This is a genomic window from Acidovorax sp. SUPP2825, from assembly GCF_030158995.1.
GTDB lineage: Bacteria > Pseudomonadota > Gammaproteobacteria > Burkholderiales > Burkholderiaceae_C > Paracidovorax.
The window spans coordinates 49674-66000 of sequence record NZ_BQXK01000009.1 but is presented as its reverse complement, the minus strand read 5'-3'; the positions used below and the strand labels follow the sequence as shown (position 1 = coordinate 66000).

13 protein-coding genes are annotated in these 16327 nt (G+C 70.2%); 4 read left to right on the top strand and 9 right to left on the bottom strand.

The features are described 5' to 3' along the window. Positions 1–90: 90 nt before the first annotated feature. The 5 genes from AVAK2825_RS13025 to AVAK2825_RS13005 form a co-directional block, all read right to left on the bottom strand. Positions 91–1656, bottom strand: coding sequence for a malonate--CoA ligase (locus AVAK2825_RS13025; RefSeq protein WP_284399177.1), 1566 nt, complete (start codon positions 1654–1656; stop codon positions 91–93). Positions 1657–1682: 26 nt separating this feature from the next. Next, positions 1683–2543, bottom strand: a complete 861-nt coding sequence (locus tag AVAK2825_RS13020; RefSeq protein WP_284399552.1) for an enoyl-CoA hydratase/isomerase family protein — start codon at positions 2541–2543, stop codon at positions 1683–1685. 84 nt (positions 2544–2627) lie between these two features. Next, a complete protein-coding gene (locus AVAK2825_RS13015; protein WP_272564166.1) occupies positions 2628–3620 on the bottom strand; it encodes a Bug family tripartite tricarboxylate transporter substrate binding protein in 993 nt (330 codons plus the stop codon). Positions 3621–3774: 154 nt separating this feature from the next. Further along, the gene (locus AVAK2825_RS13010) at positions 3775–5229 is read right to left on the bottom strand and encodes a malonyl-CoA decarboxylase (RefSeq protein ID WP_284399174.1); all 1455 of its coding nucleotides are present in this window, start codon (positions 5227–5229) and stop codon (positions 3775–3777) included. Continuing rightward, a complete protein-coding gene (locus AVAK2825_RS13005; protein WP_284399171.1) occupies positions 5226–5915 on the bottom strand; it encodes a GntR family transcriptional regulator in 690 nt (229 codons plus the stop codon). Before AVAK2825_RS13005 ends, AVAK2825_RS13010 begins: the two co-directional genes overlap by 4 nt. 269 nt (positions 5916–6184) lie before the next feature. Between AVAK2825_RS13005 and AVAK2825_RS13000 the strand changes: the two genes are divergently transcribed. Both AVAK2825_RS13000 and AVAK2825_RS12995 read left to right on the top strand, forming a co-directional pair. Continuing rightward, positions 6185–7216: a GlxA family transcriptional regulator gene (locus AVAK2825_RS13000; RefSeq protein ID WP_284399168.1), complete on the top strand. Its 1032-nt coding sequence runs from the start codon at positions 6185–6187 to the stop codon at positions 7214–7216. Between the two features lie 111 nt (positions 7217–7327). Beyond that, positions 7328–8494: an MFS transporter gene (locus AVAK2825_RS12995; RefSeq protein WP_284399165.1), complete on the top strand. Its 1167-nt coding sequence runs from the start codon at positions 7328–7330 to the stop codon at positions 8492–8494. A gap of 93 nt (positions 8495–8587) precedes the next feature. On the opposite strand, the gene lgt is transcribed toward AVAK2825_RS12995, so the two are convergent. After that, entirely contained in the window at positions 8588–9409 is an 822-nt protein-coding gene (lgt, locus tag AVAK2825_RS12990; RefSeq protein WP_284399163.1) for a prolipoprotein diacylglyceryl transferase, read from the bottom strand. 384 nt (positions 9410–9793) lie between these two features. On the opposite strand from lgt, the gene AVAK2825_RS12985 reads away from it, so the two are divergent. Further along, positions 9794–11959 carry a TonB-dependent receptor gene (locus AVAK2825_RS12985; RefSeq protein WP_284399160.1) on the top strand — a complete coding sequence of 722 codons (2166 nt, stop codon included), beginning with the start codon at positions 9794–9796 and terminating at the stop codon, positions 11957–11959. A gap of 36 nt (positions 11960–11995) precedes the next feature. Here the strand turns inward: AVAK2825_RS12985 and AVAK2825_RS12980 are convergent, their stop codons facing one another. Beyond that, positions 11996–13717, bottom strand: a complete 1722-nt coding sequence (locus AVAK2825_RS12980) for a Fic family protein (protein ID WP_284399158.1) — start codon at positions 13715–13717, stop codon at positions 11996–11998. Between the two features lie 322 nt (positions 13718–14039). Then, the gene (locus tag AVAK2825_RS12975) at positions 14040–14420 is read right to left on the bottom strand and encodes a hypothetical protein (protein ID WP_284399155.1); all 381 of its coding nucleotides are present in this window, start codon (positions 14418–14420) and stop codon (positions 14040–14042) included. Positions 14421–14661: 241 nt separating this feature from the next. On the opposite strand from AVAK2825_RS12975, the gene bfr reads away from it, so the two are divergent. Further along, positions 14662–15138 (top strand): bacterioferritin, encoded by a 477-nt coding sequence (gene bfr / locus AVAK2825_RS12970; protein WP_272548335.1) that lies wholly within the window; start codon positions 14662–14664, stop codon positions 15136–15138. 100 nt (positions 15139–15238) lie between these two features. Here bfr and AVAK2825_RS12965 read toward each other — a convergent pair whose 3' ends face one another. Further along, entirely contained in the window at positions 15239–16222 is a 984-nt protein-coding gene (locus AVAK2825_RS12965) for a LysR family transcriptional regulator (protein ID WP_284399151.1), read from the bottom strand. Positions 16223–16327: the final 105 nt, after the last annotated feature.

The following is a 16327-nucleotide window of genomic DNA, read 5'->3' as shown; positions in this document are numbered from 1 at the left end:
GGCAAGGGTCAGGTTAGCACCTGCCACCCCATCGGTGAAGCGGCTTTTCCCCCGCGTTCCGCGGCCCGTGCCCGCCGGGGCCGCGCCGGGTCAGGCGAACAGCCCCTTGTGCTGCTCGCGCAGGAGGTTCTTTTGCACCTTGCCCATGGCGTTGCGGGGCAGCTCGGGGGCGATGAAGCAGCGCTTGGGGATCTTGAAGTTGGCCAGCTGCGATTTGAGCCGCCCCACGATGGCGTCGCCATCGAGCTGCGCGCCGGGCTTGGGCGTGATGACGGCCACGCCGACCTCGCCGAAGTCCGGGTGCGGCACGCCGATGAGCGCGCTCTCGGCCACGCCGGGCATCTCGTTGATGTAGCCCTCGATCTCGGCCGGATAGACGTTGTAGCCCCCGCTGATGATGAGGTCCTTGCTGCGGCCCACGATGCTCACGTAGCCGCGCTCGTCCACGCGGCCCACGTCGCCGGTCTTGAACCAGCGGAGCCCGTCGGCATCGGTGCTGAACTCTTCCTGCGTCTTCTCGGGCATGCGCCAGTAGCCCTTGAACACGTTGGGCCCGCGCACCTGGATATTGCCGATCTCGCCCACTGGCAGCGGCGCGCCCGCATCGTCCACCACGCGCAGGCCCACGCCCGGCAGCGCAAAGCCCACGGTGCCGCCGCGGCGCTCGTCCTGGCCGCCGTGGCGCGGGTCGGCCGTGTAGGGGTTGGAGGTGAGCATGATGGTCTCGCTCATGCCGTAGCGCTCCAGGATGGTGTGGCCGGTGCGCTGCTGCCATTCGCGGAAAGTCTCGATCAGCAGCGGCGCCGAGCCCGCGATGAACAGGCGCATGTTCCGCACCGCCTCGCGCGTGAGGCCCGGCTCTGCCAGCAGGCGCACGTACAGCGTGGGCACGCCCATGAAGACGGTGGCCCGCGGCATGGCGGCGACCACCGCGCGCGGGTCGAACCGCGCCAGCCAGATCATCTTGCTGCCGTTGAGCAGCGCCGCGTGGATCGCCACGAACAGGCCGTGCACATGGAAGATGGGCAGCGCATGGATGAGCACGTCGTCCGGCCGAAAACCCCAGTATTCCTTGAGCACCTGCGCGTTGGACAGCAGGTTGCCGTGCGTGAGCATCGCCCCCTTGCTGCGGCCGGTGGTGCCGCTGGTGTACAGGATGGCGGCCAGGTCGTCGGCCGCCCGCGGCACGGGCAGGTGCGTGTCGCCGTGGTGCGCGGCACGCTCCAGCAGGGTGCCGGTGCGGTCGTCGCCCAGCGTGAACACGTGCTGCGTGCCGGCCGTGAAGGCGATCTTGGACACCCAGCCGAAGTTGGCGGGCGAGCACACCACCACCGCGGGCTCCGCGTTGCCGACGAAGTATTCGATCTCGCCGCTCTGGTAGGCCGTGTTCAGCGGCAGGAAGGCATGCCCGGCGCGCAGCGTAGCCAGGTACAGCAGCAGGGCCTCGACCGACTTCTCGACCTGCACCGCGATGCGGCTGCCGTCCGGCAGGTCCAGCGACGCCAGCAGGTTGGCGATGCGCGCGCTGGCGCGATCCAGGTCGCTCCAGGTGTAGTGCAGGGGCGTGCCGTCGGCCGCCGTGGTTTCGACGGCGACGGCATCCAGGTCGTCCGGAAAGGCCGCGCGCAGGGCGGTGTACAGGTTGTGTTGGCTCATACAAAAAAGAGGAAAACGGTCGGGTGTCAGAAGACGGGAGGACGTTTGGCCAGGAACGCCATGATGCCTTCGCGGTGCTCGGGGCTGTCCGCGTAGGCATAGGGATCGGGGTCGGCGAAGGGGCCCGGCCCCTGCCCCGGTGCGATGGCCGCCGGGCCGATTGCTACATTATCTATAGCACCATGCCCTAGTGGAATATGCGCTGCAGGCCCTTTCAAGGCACGAAGCGTCTGCTTGTTCATGCGCGCCGCAGCGGGGGCGAGCGCGGCGATGCGCCGGGCGCTGGCCAGGGCTTCGGCGGCCAGTGCCTCGTCGGCCACCACGCGGTTCAGGAAGCCCCGCGCCGCCATGGCCTCGGCGCCGAAGGTGGCGGCCTCCAGCAGCATCTGCCGGGCGATCAGATCGCCCACCGCGCCGGCCACCAATTGCGCCTCGCGCGGGGCCATCGGAAAGCCCAGCCGCGCGATCGGCGCGCCGAAGCGGGCCCCCGCGCCGGCGATGCGCACGTCGCAGCAGCTGGCGATCTCCACGCCCGCGCCCATGCAGGCGCCGCGGATGCCGGCCACGATGGGCACGTCGCACGCCAGCATGGCCGCCAGGCCGCCCCACACGTCGGTTTCGTGGAAATCGCGCAGCGCCTCGCGGTCGAAGCGGAACGCCGGGTATTCGGAGATGTCGCCGCCCGCACAGAAGGCATCGCCCTCGCCTTCGATGAGCACGCAGCGCGCGCCGGCATCGGCCTGCAACTGCTCGAACACGGCGCGCAGCTGCCGCCACATGGCGCGGGACATGGCGTTGAGCCGCCCCGGGTGGCGCAGCACCACGCGCACCACCCCGGGGGCGCCATCCGCCCCGTCGACCCGCTCCACCGCGATTTCACCCGCCATGTCCGCCATGTCCGCCCTCTCCACCATGTCCGCCGTTTGCACTGGCCGCATCGGCCGCCTCGCCGCCCCGCCCGGGGCCCCCGGTCAGTCGAGCTTGGCGCCCGAATCCTTGACCACCTTCGCCCAGCGGCGAACCTCCGAGTGGACCATGGCGGCGAACTGCGTCTGCGACAGGCCGCCGTAGTCGGCGCCGTTCTTGGCCCACACGGCCTTCAGGTCCTCGGCCGTGCCCAGGCGCTGCGTCTCCTCGACGATGCGCGCCTGCAGGTCGGCCGGCGTGCCCTTGGGCGCCCACAGGCCGTACCAGGTGGTCACGGTGTAGTCGGGCAAGCCCACCTCGGCCGCGCAGGGCACGTCGGGGAAGGCCGGGTTGCGCCGGGCGCCGGCCACCATCAGCGCCTTGATCCGCCCGCCCTTGATGTGCGCGGCGGACGAGCCCAGCCCGTCGAACATCATGTCCACGTTGCCGCCGATCAGGTCCTGCAGCGCCGGGCCGGCGCCGCGGTAGGGAATGTGCGTGATGAAGGTGTTGGTCTGCAGCTTGAACAGCTCGCCCGCCAGGTGGTGCGAGGTGCCCGCGCCGGCCGAGGCGTAGTTGAGCTTGGCCGGGTTGCGCCGCAGAAAGTCCAGGAACTGCGGCATGGTGGTGGCCTGCACCGTGCGCGGGTTGACCACCAGCACCTGGGGCACGTTGGCCAGCAGCGCGAGCGGGATGAAGTCCTTCTCGATGTCGTAGTCGAGCTTGGGGTACATCGAGGGCGCGATCACGTGGTGCGTGCCGCCCATGAACAGCGTGTAGCCGTCGGGCTGCGCCTTGGCCGCGAAGCTGGCCCCGACGGTGCCGCCCGCGCCGCCGCGGTTGTCGATGATCAGCATCTTGCCGGTGGACTTGGCGAACTGCGCCGCGAACGGCCGCGCGAAGGCGTCCGTGCCGCCGCCGGCCGGGAACGGCACGACGAGGTTGACCGGCTTGGCCGGCCAGGGGTCGGCCGCCAACACCCGGCCGGTGGCCAGCGCCAGGCCGGCCGCGGCCGCGCCACGCAGCACGCCGCGGCGCTGCAAAGGGGAATGGTTCATGGTGTCTGTCTCCTGTCGTTGTGGGTCTCTGTCATGCATGCAAGGAAGGCGCGCTCATGGCGCCGGTGCCATCTGACCCGCGGGGCGAAAGGCTCGGGCGCTTTCTTTCATGGCGCGCATCGGCCTTTTTTCTTTCTGCCCCGCTCACACCGCCTCAGTCCCGGCACAGGCTCTCGATGTCTCCCGACATCGGCACGCGGCCCTGCGCCAGCAGGCCGCGGTGTTTGTCGATCCGCTTGAGATCGTAGAGATAGTTGACCATCAGGCCGAACGATTGCTTGAGGCCCTTGGACGACGGGTCGCCCGCCCAGTTCAGGCGCTCCACGCGCGCGCCGTTGCCCAGGTGAAAGCGCGCCACCGGGTCCACCGGCTTGCCCTCTTGCAGCTCGCGCCCCAGGTAGCGCGCGGCGCACTGCAGCAGCAGCTGGCGCACGGGTGATTTCGGGGGCAGCTCCAGCGCCTTGTCGGCCGCGGCCAGCACGTGGGCGGCCTGCGGCGGCTCGAACCCCACGGCCTTGCCCAGCTCGGCGCGGCGCTTGTCATCGAGCGCATCGAGCGCGGCGGCGCAGTGCTTGGACAGCCACGAACGGAACCCCGGGATCGGCGACAGCGTGGCGAAGGTGCGCAGGCGCGGAAACTCCGCGTTCAGCGTCTCCACCACGTGCTTGATGAGCGAGTCGCCGAAGCTCACCCCGCGCAGCCCCGTCTGCGTGTTGCTGATCGAGTAGAAGATCGCCGTGGTCGCCTTCGACAGGTCGGACGGCGCCGCGCCCTCGTCCAGCAGCGGCGTGATGCTGCTGGACAGGTCGGCCACCAGTGCCACCTCCACGAAGATCAGCGGCTCGTTGGGCAGGCGCGGGTGGAAGAAGCCGTAGCAGCGCCGGTCGCTGTCCAGCCGGTTCTTCAGGTCCGCCCAGCTGCGGATGTCGTGCACCGCCTCGTACTTGATGAGCTTTTCGATCAGCGAGGCGGGCGAATCCCACGACAGGCGCTTCAGTTCCAGGAACGCCACGTCGAACCAGGTGGAAAACAGCTGTTCCAGCTCGGCATCGAGCGCGAGCAGCCGCTTGTCGCCCTTGAGCTGCGGCAGCAGCTCGGCCCGCAGGTCCAGCAGAAATCGCATGCCGTTCGGAAACACCGCAAAGCGCTGCAGCAGCCGCGTGCGCGGCGACACCAGCGCGCGGCGCAGGTGGATCTCGGCATGGGCCTCCTCGGCCGTGCCGGCCGCCGCCTCGTAGCGCTGGCGCGCCGACTTGAAGCGCGTGGCGTCGGGCGCGAACTGCTCGCACAGCAGCAGCCACATGTCGCGGCGCTCCTCGGGCTCGGCCGCGTGGTACCAGGCGGCGACGGCCTCGGCGCGGCGGCCGCCCTCGACCTCGCTCACCTGCGGCGCGCCCACCTCCTGCAGGTCGGCCAGCAGGCGCCGCAGCGCGCGCGGCGACAGTGCCTCCTGGCCGCGGCGCAGCGTGGCCTGCAGGCGTTCGTGCGTGGAGCGCGGCACCGGCGCCTTGGCCGGGCCGCTGCCCGCGCCGTCGGCCGATCCGGTGGTCTTGTCAGCGGGGCGCAGGCGGGAGACGCTGCGCGTGATCCATTCCGCAGTGGCATTCATGGCGTGATCCTCGATGGGGGGTTCCGGGCGATGTCGCGCAGCGCGGCGCGCTGGCGCACGAGGTGGGTGCGCATGGCCTCCTCGGCCACCTCGGGGGCGCGCAGCTTGATGGCATCGAACAGCTCCAGGTGCTCGGCCAAGCTCTGCTGCAGCCGCCCCGGGGCGCGCAATTGCTGCAGGCGGGCCAGCCGCAATATCTTGCGCAGGTCGCCGATCACCTGGGCCAGCCAGCGGTTGTCGGCCAGCGTGATGAGCGCCTCGTGGATGGCGTGGTTGGCCGCGTAGTACTCGCCGATGCGGCCGGCAGCGGCGTGCTCGCGCAGGCGCTCGTGCAGCACCTCCAGCGCGGCCAGGTCGGCCTCGCTGGCGCGCAGGGTGGCCTCGTGCGCCGCGCGGCCCTCCAGCAGGGCGATCACGGGGAAGATCTCGTCCAGGTCGCGTTCAGTCACCTCGGCCACGAAGCAGCCCCGGCGCGGCTCGTGGCGCAGCAGGCCCTCGGCCACCAGCACCTTGAGCGCCTCGCGCAGCGGCGTGCGCGAGATGGCCAGCCGGTCGCACAGCGCGATCTCGTCCACGAACCCGCCCGGGGGAAGTTGCCCGGCAAAGATCAGCTCGCGGATGCGCTCGGCCGCCTCGGAATGCAAGGACAGGGGGAGTGCGCGCGCGGTGGCGGGAAGGGAGGACATGAAAAAGAGCGGCGGTGGGCGGCGGTGAGTGGCTCGATCGACCTCGCAAGCGGTGGCATCGAAACGCAACCTGCCGGCATCGCGCGGCAATGTGCGTAATTTCACATAATTATGGAGATGGGGCCGCCACTTTCCCATCAGGGATTCCCTGGGCCACGAAAACCCCCATGCGGTGGCGCCTGCGCGGCCGACTGGCTCCGCAGAAAGTGGCCGGATCTGTGCGATGGTTGTCATTGCGGCCACCGCCGCGCCGCGCGACACTGCAGCGCATGACCCCACCCCACCCCCGCCGCATCGCCTGCCTGCTGTACCCCGGCTTCATGAGCCTGGACGTGGTTGGCCCGCTGCAGGTCTTCGCCTCCGCCAATGTCGAGATGGAGCGCCAGGGCCGCGCGCCGGCCTACGCCCTGCAACTGGTGGCCGAGGCCGCCGGCCCGGTGGCGTGCTCCGCCGGCTTCGCCGTGGTGGCCGACGCGGCGCGGCGCGACGTGGCGCTCCCTGGCCTGGACACCCTGCTCGTGCCCGGCGGCATGGGCGTGGACGCCCAGCTGGACGACACCGCCCTGCACGACTGGCTGCGGCAGGCCGAGCGCACCGCCCGGCGCGTGGGATCGGTGTGCTCGGGTGCGCTGCTGCTGGCCCGCGCCGGCCTGCTGGACGGGCGGCCCGCCACCACCCACTGGGACAGCGTGGACGGCCTGCGCCAGGGCCATCCGCAGGTGCGGGTGGCGGGTGACCGGCTGCACACCTACGACCCGGGCGGCATCGACGGCGACGGCCACGTCTTCACCTCGGCCGGGGTGACGGCGGGCATCGACCTGGCCCTGGCGCTGGTGGAGCACGACCTGGGCCGCGCCATGGCGCTGGCCGTGGCCCGGCGCCTGGTGATGTACCTGCGCCGCCCGGGCGGACAGGCGCAGTTCAGCCCCCTGCTGGCGCCCGATGCGGCGCACGCGCCCCGCCTCACGCCGCTGCTGGAATGGATTCCCGGCCACCTGGGCGGCGACCTGTCGCTGGACGCCCTGGCCGCCCGCGCCTGCATGCCGCCGCGCACCCTGACCCGCGTGTTCCAGCGCGAGCTGGGCACCACGCCCGCGCGCTACGTGGAGCGGGTGCGGGTGGAGGCGGCGTCGGCCTTGCTGGCGCAGGCGCAGGCCTCGGTGTCCACCGTGGCGCGGCTGTGCGGGTTCCAGCACCCCGAGACGCTGCGGCGCGCCTTCCACAAGCACCGGGCCGTGAGCCCGCAGGCCTATGCCGAGCGCTTCGGCGCTGGGACGGCCGGCGTGGCCCGGCCGGGCTGACGCGTCGGCCGGCAGAGAAAGCCCCGGGTCGCTGCGGCCGGCCCATCGCACCGCGCCACGGCTCGACCGCCCTTCCCTTTTCCGTTTTTCATCTCCCTCACAGGCCCTGCCATGCTGCTTCGCAACCCCGCCATCCGTCTGCTGTTCGCCGGCCAGGCACTCTATTGGTCGTGCTCCATCATCGGCATCACCCTCACGTCCCTCGTCGGGCTGCGGCTGTCGCCCTGGGGCGCGCTCGCCACCCTGCCGCTGGCGCTGCTGGTGCTGGGCAACCTGCTGGCCGTGTCGCCGCTGTCGCTGTTCATGCAGCGGCGCGGCCGGCGGCCGGGACTGGTGCTGGGCGCTGCCTTCGGCGTGGCCGGGGGCCTGGTGTGCGCCCTGGCCGTGGCGGCGGGCAGCTTCGCGCTGCTGTGCGTGGGCACGGCCTGCATCGGTGTCTACCAGGCCTCAGCCGGCTACTACCGCTACGCCGCGCTGGAGGCCGTGGACCCGCGCCACAAGGGCCGGGCCGCGGCCTGCGTGGTGGGCGGGGGCCTGTGCGCCGCGCTGCTCGCGCCGGCCGTGGCGGTGGGCTCGCGCGATGCCCTGGCCACGCCGTTCGTGGGCTCCTACCTGGCCATCGCGGCCCTGGCGGCGCTGGGCGTCGCCGCCATGGCGCGGCTGCGCGAGGGCGTGGCGCCGCAGCCGGCCGCCGCCGGGCGCGCGGTGCTGCTCGCGCTGCTGCGGCGCCCCGCCCTGCGCGCCGCCGTGGGCATGACGGCCATCGGCCACGGCCTGATGATCCTGGCCATGAACGCCACCCCGCTGGCCATGGATGGGTGCGGCTTCTCCACGGCCCAGGCGGCGCGGGTGATCCAGTGGCACGTGGTGGGCATGTTCCTGCCGGCGTTCTTCGCCGGCCCGCTGGTGGACCGCTGGGGCAGCCGGCGCGTGGCCGGCGCGGGCGCCCTGGCGCTGGTGGCCAGCGCGACGGTGGCGCTGTCGGGCCTGGGGTTCGCGCAGTTCCTGGCCAGCTCGCTGCTGCTGGGCGTGGGCTGGAACCTGATGCTGATCGCCGGCACCACGCTGCTGTCCGAAAACCATGCGGAGCACGAACGCGGCCCGGCCCAGGCGCTGATGGAGCTGTGCAACGGCGGCATGGCTGTGGCCATGTCGTTCGGCTCGGGCGCGCTGCTGTCGGGCATCGGATGGACCGCCATCAATGCGGCCATGCTGGTCCTGCTGGCCGTGGCGCTGGGCCTGCTGTGGTCGATGGCGCCGCGGCGCGCGGCGGTCTGAGGCACCCCGGGTGCCGATTCGCCCCCAGGGCGTTTGCTATATTTTCAATAGCAATATGCCCTAGTATTTATTGTGCTGGAGGCCCCTGGGGCCTCAAGCCCTTTGCAGCACCGGCTGGCGCCGCGCCCACACCCACATGGCGATGCCGGCGACGATCATCGGCACGCACAGCCATTGGCCCATGCTCATGCCCAGCGAGAGGATGCCCAGGAACGCATCCGGCTCGCGGAAGTATTCGGCGATGAAGCGGAAGCTGCCGTAGCCCACCAGGAAGGCTGCGGCCACCTCGCCCTGGCGGCGCTCGCGGCGGGCATAGAGCCACAGCAGCACGAACAGCAGCACGCCCTCCAGCAGGAACTGGTACACCTGCGACGGGTGGCGCGGCAGCAGCGAGCCGCTTTGCGGGAACACCATGCCCCAGGGCAGGTCCGGGCTGCTGAAGCGCCCCCACAGTTCGCCGTTGATGAAGTTGCCCACGCGCCCGGCCGCCAGCCCCGTCGGCACGCACGGCGCCACGAAATCGGCCACCTGCAGCCAGGGCCGCTTGCGCGAATGCGCGAACCACACCATGGAGGCGATCACGCCCAGCAGCCCGCCGTGAAAGCTCATGCCGCCCTGCCAGATGTAGAAGATCTCCAGCGGGTTGGACAGGTAGTAGCCCGGCTTGTAGAACAGGCAGTAGCCCAGCCGCCCCCCCGCCACCACGCCCACCACGCCGAGAAAGAGGATGTCCTCCACGTCGCGCCGCGTCCAGGCGCCCGGCCCGGTGATGGAGGCGAAGGGCTGGTGGCGCAGGCGCCGCACCCCGAGGAACATGAACAGCGCGAAGGCCGCCAGATAGGTCAGGCCGTACCAGTGGATGGCCAGCGGGCCCACTTGCAGGGCGATGGGGTCGATTTGGGGGTACATCAGCATGGTGGGCGGTATTGTGCCCGCCCGGCATGACGGTTCCGGCCGGCGCCCCGGAGCGGCGGCCGCTGCGGCGACGGTGCGGCGCGCCGGCCGGCCAGGCGCCGCCGCGGTCCGCCCGGAGGACTTCGTCATCGCATTCCGCCGGGCGGGATATGGGCCGAATCGGGCCCATGCCGGCGTTTCGATTGCCTTCGATGCTATTTAATTAATAGCATCAGTCCCGCCCACCCGGCCATCGACCCTGATCGACCCGTGGTGGCGACTTCATAATTGATAACGCTTCTCATTCTTCTAACCGCTTTCCGCCGCCCGGCGGTCCTCTCCCGGCCCTTCACGGCCTGGCCATGGACCCCGGCCCGCCGGCCGCAAAGCCCGCTCCTGAACACCATGCACCGACACGCCAGCCGCGCAGAACCCCGCTTCGCCCCCACCCCGCTCGCCCGCCTCGTCCACCATTGCGTCGGCGCAGGGCTTCTCATCGCCGCCGCCGGCGCCGGTGCGCAGACCGCCGCCCGGACGGCGCTCGACGAAGTGGTCGTCTCCGACCAGGCCGAGGCCATCGGCGGCCTGCAAAAGACCTATTCGGGCGGGCAGTTCGCGCGCGGCGGCAACCTGGGCATCCTGGGCAACACCGACCTGATGAACGTGCCGTTCAGCACCACCAACTACACCTCGGAGCTGATCGACAACCAGCAGGCACGGACCGTGGCGGACGTGGTGATGAACGACGCCTCGGTGCGCACGCTCACCTCGCGCGGCGGCTTCGGCGACGACTTCCAGGTGCGGGGCTTCACCCTGTCCAACAGCGACATCAGCATGAACGGGCTGTTCGGCCTGGCGCCGTCCACCAGCATCCCGCTGGAGACCATCGAGCGCGTCGAAGTGCTCAAGGGCCCCGGCGCGCTGACCAATGGCGTGGGCCCGAGCGGCAGCGTCGGCGGCAGCATCAACGTGGTGACCAAGCGCGCGGCGGACGTGCCGCTCACGCGGCTGACCACCACCTACATGGGCAAGGCGCAGTTCGGCACCCACCTGGACGTGGGCCGCCGCTTCGGCGAAGACAACCAGTGGGGCGTGCGCGTGAACGGCCTGGTGCGCGGCGGCGAGGGCAACATCGACGGCGGAAAGCAGAACCTGGGCCTCGGCTCGGTCGGCCTGGACTACGCCGGCGCCCGCACGCGCTGGTCGCTGGACGCCTTCGCCACGCGCGGCGAAACCAAGGAATTCCGGCCCCAGATCAACTTCGCCGGCACGGCCACCTCGGTGCCGGCCGTGCCCGACGCGCGGCTCAACTTCTACCCCGGCACGAAGCTGCAGGACAACGTGAAGACGGTCATGTCGCGACTGGAGCACGACCTGAACGACCGCACCACCGTCTACGGCAGCCTGGGCTACATGGACATGGACTACGAGCAGACCTTCCCCAGCGGCCGGCCCGACGCGCTGGGCAACTTCCGGGTGTCGAACGCCTACTACGACCAGTACACGAAGTCCAAGGCAGCCGACGTCGGCCTGCGCACGCGCTTCAAGACCGGCAGCGTCGGCCACACGCTGGCCCTGGGCGCGAACTACCTGAACCAGGAAACGGGCTACTTCTACGCCACCTCGGCCACGACCAACGCCTCCAACCTGTACAACCCCTCGCCCCTGCCCGCCATGACCGTGGCGCGCGGCGCACCCGGCAAGAGCTCGGTCACCGACCAGTCGAGCCTGGCGCTGGCCGACACCATGGCCTTCCTCGACGACCGCCTGCTGGTGACCCTGGGCCTGCGCCACCAGACCATGGAGCAGGAAAACTTCACGCCCACCACCGGCGTCTCCACCAGCCGCTACGACAAGAGCGCCGTGACGCCGCTGGCGGGTGTGGTGTTCAAGCCCGCGAGGAACATCTCGGTCTATGCCAACTACACCGCGGGCCTCACCCGCGGCGCCACCGCCGGGGTCACCACCGCCAATGCCGGCGAGACCTTCGCCCCGCAAAAATCCAAGCAGCACGAAGTGGGCGTGAAAGTGGACTGGGGCCAGCTCACGACCCAGGCCGCCATCTACCAGATCAAGAAGCCCGGCGCGGTCACCGACCCGGTCACCAACGTGTACAGCTTCGGTGGCGAGCAACGCAACCGCGGCCTGGAGCTGACGGCCTACGGCGAAGTCCAGCGCGGCCTGCGCCTGATGGCCAGCGCCGCCTTCAACGACGCCAAGCTCACGCGCACCGCGGGCGGCCTGAACCAGGGCAACAACGCCGCCGGCGTGCCGGACCGCACCTTCAACCTGGGCCTGGACTGGGACACGCCCTGGGTGCAGGGCCTGAGCCTGAACGGCCGCGTCATCCACACCTCGCCGGTCTATGCCGACGCAGCCAACCGCCTGCGCGTGGGCAACTGGACGCGCCTGGACATCGGCGCCCGCTACGCCACCAAGGTCTCCGGCAAGCCCGTGGTGCTGCGCGCCAGCCTGGAAAACGCGTTCGACAAGAACTACTGGGTGGTCAGCAACTACGTGACCGTGGGCGCGCCACGCACGCTGATGCTGTCGGCGGCCATCGACTTCTGACGCGGCAGGGCGGCCGGCCGATGGCCAATGCACCGGTCAGTGCGCCGCGCCGCTGGCATGCCCCTCGGCCCGGGGCTCCAGGCCCAGGTGCCTTTCATACACCTCGACGGTTCTGGCCATGCCTTCGACGGTCAACGCCAGCGCATCTTCGGGGCCCACGGGATTGCGCCCGCTGGAGAACACGGCGATCAACTGCTTCGGGCTGCTGGTCGGGGGGAGGCCCTGGCCCATCAAGACCCAGTCGCCCGCCAGCCGTGCCGTGCGGCCATTGGCATCCGGAAACGGGTGAATGCTGATCAGGCGCTGAACCGTGGCAGCGGCCCATTCCGCCGGACTGGACTCGCCGCGCTCGACGCGCCTGCCGGCCGCTTCGAACCAATCGTCGAAGTGCGCCATTTCCGCGCCGACCTCTCGCTCATCGACGACCGCAGCCCCCGCCTGCCCCTGGGAAAAACCGGTCGACTGCCGGCGGAACGCGCCGAACCGGGCTCCGAATTTTTCGAAGGCCTCGGGGTCGTCGAAGGGCCAGGTGCCCTGCCCCAGCAGGGCATTGAGCCGCTTGAGGTGCTCTGTGTCCAGCGGCTCGTTCTGCGCGATCCATTCCCGGACCTGGCGATCGGCCGCATTCCAGTTGTCGCCCGCCAACGGCATGGACTCCACGGTGCTGGACAACCCCATCCGGGCCCGGTCGATCTCCAGGCGAGCCGCCTGGGCCTGCTGCGCTGCACCAAGCCCGCCCGCCTCCAGCCTTTCCCGGACGGCGCTCCAGCGCGCCCGAACTTGCTGGACCCGGCCTTCCTGCGCTGCACGGACCTGCGGATCGAGCGGCTGGCTCAGCACCCTGTCCATCAGCCGGATCTGGGTGCCGCGGGTGGCGATGTGCACGTGCTTGAAGTCGATGCCCTCGGGAAGGTGCTGCAGGCCCGGATTGCCGCTCACGTCCAGGGCATTCAGCCTCGGCAGATGCCCCACGGCGGACGGAAGGCGTGACAGGGCGCATTGGTTCAGCATCAGGCGCTCGATGCGGGGGCTTTGGTCGATGGCATCGGGCAACCCGGTCAAACGGGGATTGTTGCCAAGGTCGATGTCCTTGACGGCGGGCCCCAGCCCGCCCCTGGGCAGGCGAACCAGATCGCAGTCCTGCGCCTGCAGCACCTGCAGCTCCGTCAACGCCGACATCGACTCGGGCAAGGCCGTCAATCCCCGGTTGTTGCCGACCTCCAGCACCACCAGCTTCGCGGCCTGACCCAGGTTCTCCGGCAAGCACTGCAGATCGCAGTCATTGGCCTGGATCCGCAACAATCCTGGCGCGTGGGCGAGATCGGACGGCAACTCCCGAAGCAAGGGATTGCGATTCAAGCTGATGTGGCCCAGGTGGGGCAGCAGAAAGAGTCCCTGCGGCAGGCTGTTCAGATCGGCCTTGTCGAGATTCAAGACAAAGTCATCCTTTCGATGCGCCTTGAGAATGCGGTCTTTCACCGTCTGCGGGCCCGCCCAATCCCTCAAAAAATCCTCGAGCATGGCCCTTTGCAGGGTTTTGCTTTCGGGGATCGGTGGCCCGATGTCCACCCTGAACGCCGACGACATCCTGAGTGACGGCGACATCATGCGGTCCGCGCCGGGCTCGGCCAGGACCCTCGCGGCCGTTTCCGACATTCTCAGCCGGTCCATCGCCGGCCCACGGGGCTCCAAGGCAAAAGCCTGCCGAGGCGCAGAGGGGGCAAGGCGCGAACCACGGGCACCGGCCCGCGCAGGCATGTCAGGTGGGCGGCCGAGAGTGGGCCGACGCAATGCCGGCGAGCGGGTGGCGCCGGCACCGCCCGCCCCGTCCCTCCCTCCTTCCCGCGGTTCGACGGAGGCGCGGCGCCGTGACGACGATTCAATGGACGAGGGCTTCATCGGGCGACCTGCGATGCGCAAACCACACACCTTAAGACGCGGCGGAAAATCCCCCGCCCTTGGTGCGCAGCATTCGCGCAAATACCGAACCGGCAGCCCCATGGAGGCGCCGCCAATCCGGCGGTGCGCGCGCCTGTGGCCCGCACCGCCCGCATCGTTCAGCGATGGAACAGGATCCGGCCTACTCCGGCCTTGCGGGCTTGGGATTCAGCAAAAGCTCCAGCCGTTCGCGCAGGGCCTCGGGTTTGCGCTCGCTGCCATTGATGGGTTCGCAAGCGCCCACCACCGATTCGCGTGGCCCGGCAGAGGCCTGCTGGTAGTGAAGCGTCTCGCAGTCGCACCGCAGCCGAGCCTTCAAGGCTTTCGTGCGCCGGTCCCGGACCTCGGCCACCCAGCACGCGTCGGCGCAGCCGCAGGAGCGATAGGTGAGCGCTTCGCCCGCATGGGGCCAGTCCAGGGCGTATGCGCCGGTCGCGCCGACGTGGGCAGCCATGCCGGCCGTGAGCCAGCAGGCCGCGCCAAGGTGCCGCAGTGTGCGCCGCAAGATGCCCGGCAGTGTCATGGTGCTCGGCATGCGTGCGAAGGTGCGGGCGGGCGGTGCTTCAGGCTTCTCATTCAGTGATGACTCCCCACGTCTGAACCCACCGTATTGTGGTGCAGGCCCAGCGCCCCGGGCCTGCCGAAAAGCCCCGCCAACGCGAACGCTTCTGATCCCGGTACGCATGCAGAGCGCCGGCCGGGGGGCATTCACCCGCGGGCCGGGCGGCCGCGCGATACTCCTGCCCTGATTCCAAGGAAAACACATGCAGGGAAACCCACAGGTCATCGATTATTTCAAGGACCTGCTGCGCGGCGAACTGGCCGCGCGCGATCAATACTTCATCCATTCGCGCCTCTACGAAGACCAGGGCTTCGTGAAGCTCTACACGCGGATCGACCATGAGATGCAGGAAGAGACCCAGCACGCCGACGCGCTGCTGCGGCGCATTCTCTTCCTGGGCGGCATGCCTGACATGCGTCCGAAGGAATTCACCCCCGGCACCACCGTGCCCGAGATGCTGCGCAAGGACCTGGCCACCGAATACGAAGTGCGCGCCGCGCTGCAGCAAGGCATGGCCCTGTGCGAAAGCGTGCGGGACTACGTGAGCCGCGACCTGCTGCTCGCCCAGTTGCGCGACACCGAGGAAGACCACGCCTACTGGCTGGAAAAGCAGATCGGCCTGATCGACAAGGTCGGCCTGCAGAACTACCTGCAAACACAATCGGCCTCCGCGGACTGATCCTGCGCCCGGCCAAGGCGCGCACGCCAGGGCGGTGTGCGCGCTTTTGTTTTTTCCAAGCCTTTCAAGCCCCACGCCGGTGTTTTCATTACCCGGGCAGCTATCTATTTAATAGCAAACCATCCCCACTCGACCGATCCGCTCCTTCGCCCGGCGCCGTGCCCTGGAGCGCCTGCACAAAGGCCACGAAGCGCAGCAGGGCCGGCCCGGCCGCGGGGGCGTTCCACACCAGCCGGGTTTCGCACTCGGGCAGCGCCGGCCCCGGCCGGCGGGGCGGTGTGGCCACGCGGCGGTAGACCACGCCGGTGCGCTGGAACTGCATCACGCTCTGCGGCACGAAGGCCAGCCCCAGGCCGGCCGCCACCAGGTTGACGATGGTCTGCATCTGGATGGCTTCCTGCGCCACCTGCGGTGAATGCCCGGCCGCGTGGTAGAGCGCGAAGATCGCGTCGTACACCGAAGGCAGGATGCGGCGTGGAAAGATCACCAGCGGCTCGGCCAGCACGGCAGCCAGCGGTGGGGCTTTCGCCTGCACCGCCAGCGGGTGCGCCGCCGGCAGCGCCAGCACCAGCGGCTCGCGCGCCACACGCAGGCCGGCCAGGCCCGGCGGGGCGAACTGCGGCGAATGCAGCAGCAGGCCGGCATCGATCTCCCCGCGCTCCAGCAACTGCAGCTGCACGTCGCCCGTGGCCTCGACCAGTTCCAGCGACACCTGCGGGCAGGCGCTGCGAAAGGCGCGCACCCAGGCGGGCAACTGCTCGAAGCCCACGGTGGACACGAAGGCCAGCCGGATGTGCCCGACCTCGCCCTGCGCCGCGGCCCGGGCGCGCGCCGGCAGGGCCTGGGCACGCGCCAGCACCTCGCGCACGTCGGGCAGCAGCGCCTCGCCGGCCGGCGTGAGTGCGACGCGGCGGCGCGTGCGGTCGAACAGCAACAGGCCCAGTGCGCGCTCCAGCTGGGCGATCGCCTGGGTGAGCGGGGGCTGGGTCATGTGCAGGCGCTGCGCGGCGCGGCCGAAGTGCAGCTCTTCCGCCACGGCCAGGAACTGGCGCCACACGCGCAGCTCGATCAATGCGTCATTCATATGCCAAGCATATCAATGACCTCTTGAAAACGGATTGGAACCAATCAATCAAACAGCGCATACTCCGCGCTGCCCCAAAAGCCGCCCGCCCACCCGAGGCCGGCC

What these genes read in the sequence shown, in the direction of transcription:
- AVAK2825_RS13025 (WP_284399177.1), bottom strand. Translation starts at nt 1,656, where the DNA reads ATGAGCCAACACAACCTGTACACCGCCCTGCGCGCGGCCTTTCCGGAC.
- AVAK2825_RS13020 (WP_284399552.1), bottom strand. Translation starts at nt 2,543, where the DNA reads ATGGCGGGTGAAATCGCGGTGGAGCGGGTCGACGGGGCGGATGGCGCC.
- AVAK2825_RS13015 (WP_272564166.1), bottom strand. Translation starts at nt 3,620, where the DNA reads ATGAACCATTCCCCTTTGCAGCGCCGCGGCGTGCTGCGTGGCGCGGCC.
- AVAK2825_RS13010 (WP_284399174.1), bottom strand. Translation starts at nt 5,229, where the DNA reads ATGAATGCCACTGCGGAATGGATCACGCGCAGCGTCTCCCGCCTGCGC.
- AVAK2825_RS13005 (WP_284399171.1), bottom strand. Translation starts at nt 5,915, where the DNA reads ATGTCCTCCCTTCCCGCCACCGCGCGCGCACTCCCCCTGTCCTTGCAT.
- AVAK2825_RS13000 (WP_284399168.1), top strand. Translation starts at nt 6,185, where the DNA reads ATGACCCCACCCCACCCCCGCCGCATCGCCTGCCTGCTGTACCCCGGC.
- AVAK2825_RS12995 (WP_284399165.1), top strand. Translation starts at nt 7,328, where the DNA reads ATGCTGCTTCGCAACCCCGCCATCCGTCTGCTGTTCGCCGGCCAGGCA.
- lgt (WP_284399163.1), bottom strand. Translation starts at nt 9,409, where the DNA reads ATGCTGATGTACCCCCAAATCGACCCCATCGCCCTGCAAGTGGGCCCG.
- AVAK2825_RS12985 (WP_284399160.1), top strand. Translation starts at nt 9,794, where the DNA reads ATGCACCGACACGCCAGCCGCGCAGAACCCCGCTTCGCCCCCACCCCG.
- AVAK2825_RS12980 (WP_284399158.1), bottom strand. Translation starts at nt 13,717, where the DNA reads ATGCCTGCGCGGGCCGGTGCCCGTGGTTCGCGCCTTGCCCCCTCTGCG.
- AVAK2825_RS12975 (WP_284399155.1), bottom strand. Translation starts at nt 14,420, where the DNA reads ATGACACTGCCGGGCATCTTGCGGCGCACACTGCGGCACCTTGGCGCG.
- bfr (WP_272548335.1), top strand. Translation starts at nt 14,662, where the DNA reads ATGCAGGGAAACCCACAGGTCATCGATTATTTCAAGGACCTGCTGCGC.
- AVAK2825_RS12965 (WP_284399151.1), bottom strand. Translation starts at nt 16,222, where the DNA reads ATGAATGACGCATTGATCGAGCTGCGCGTGTGGCGCCAGTTCCTGGCC.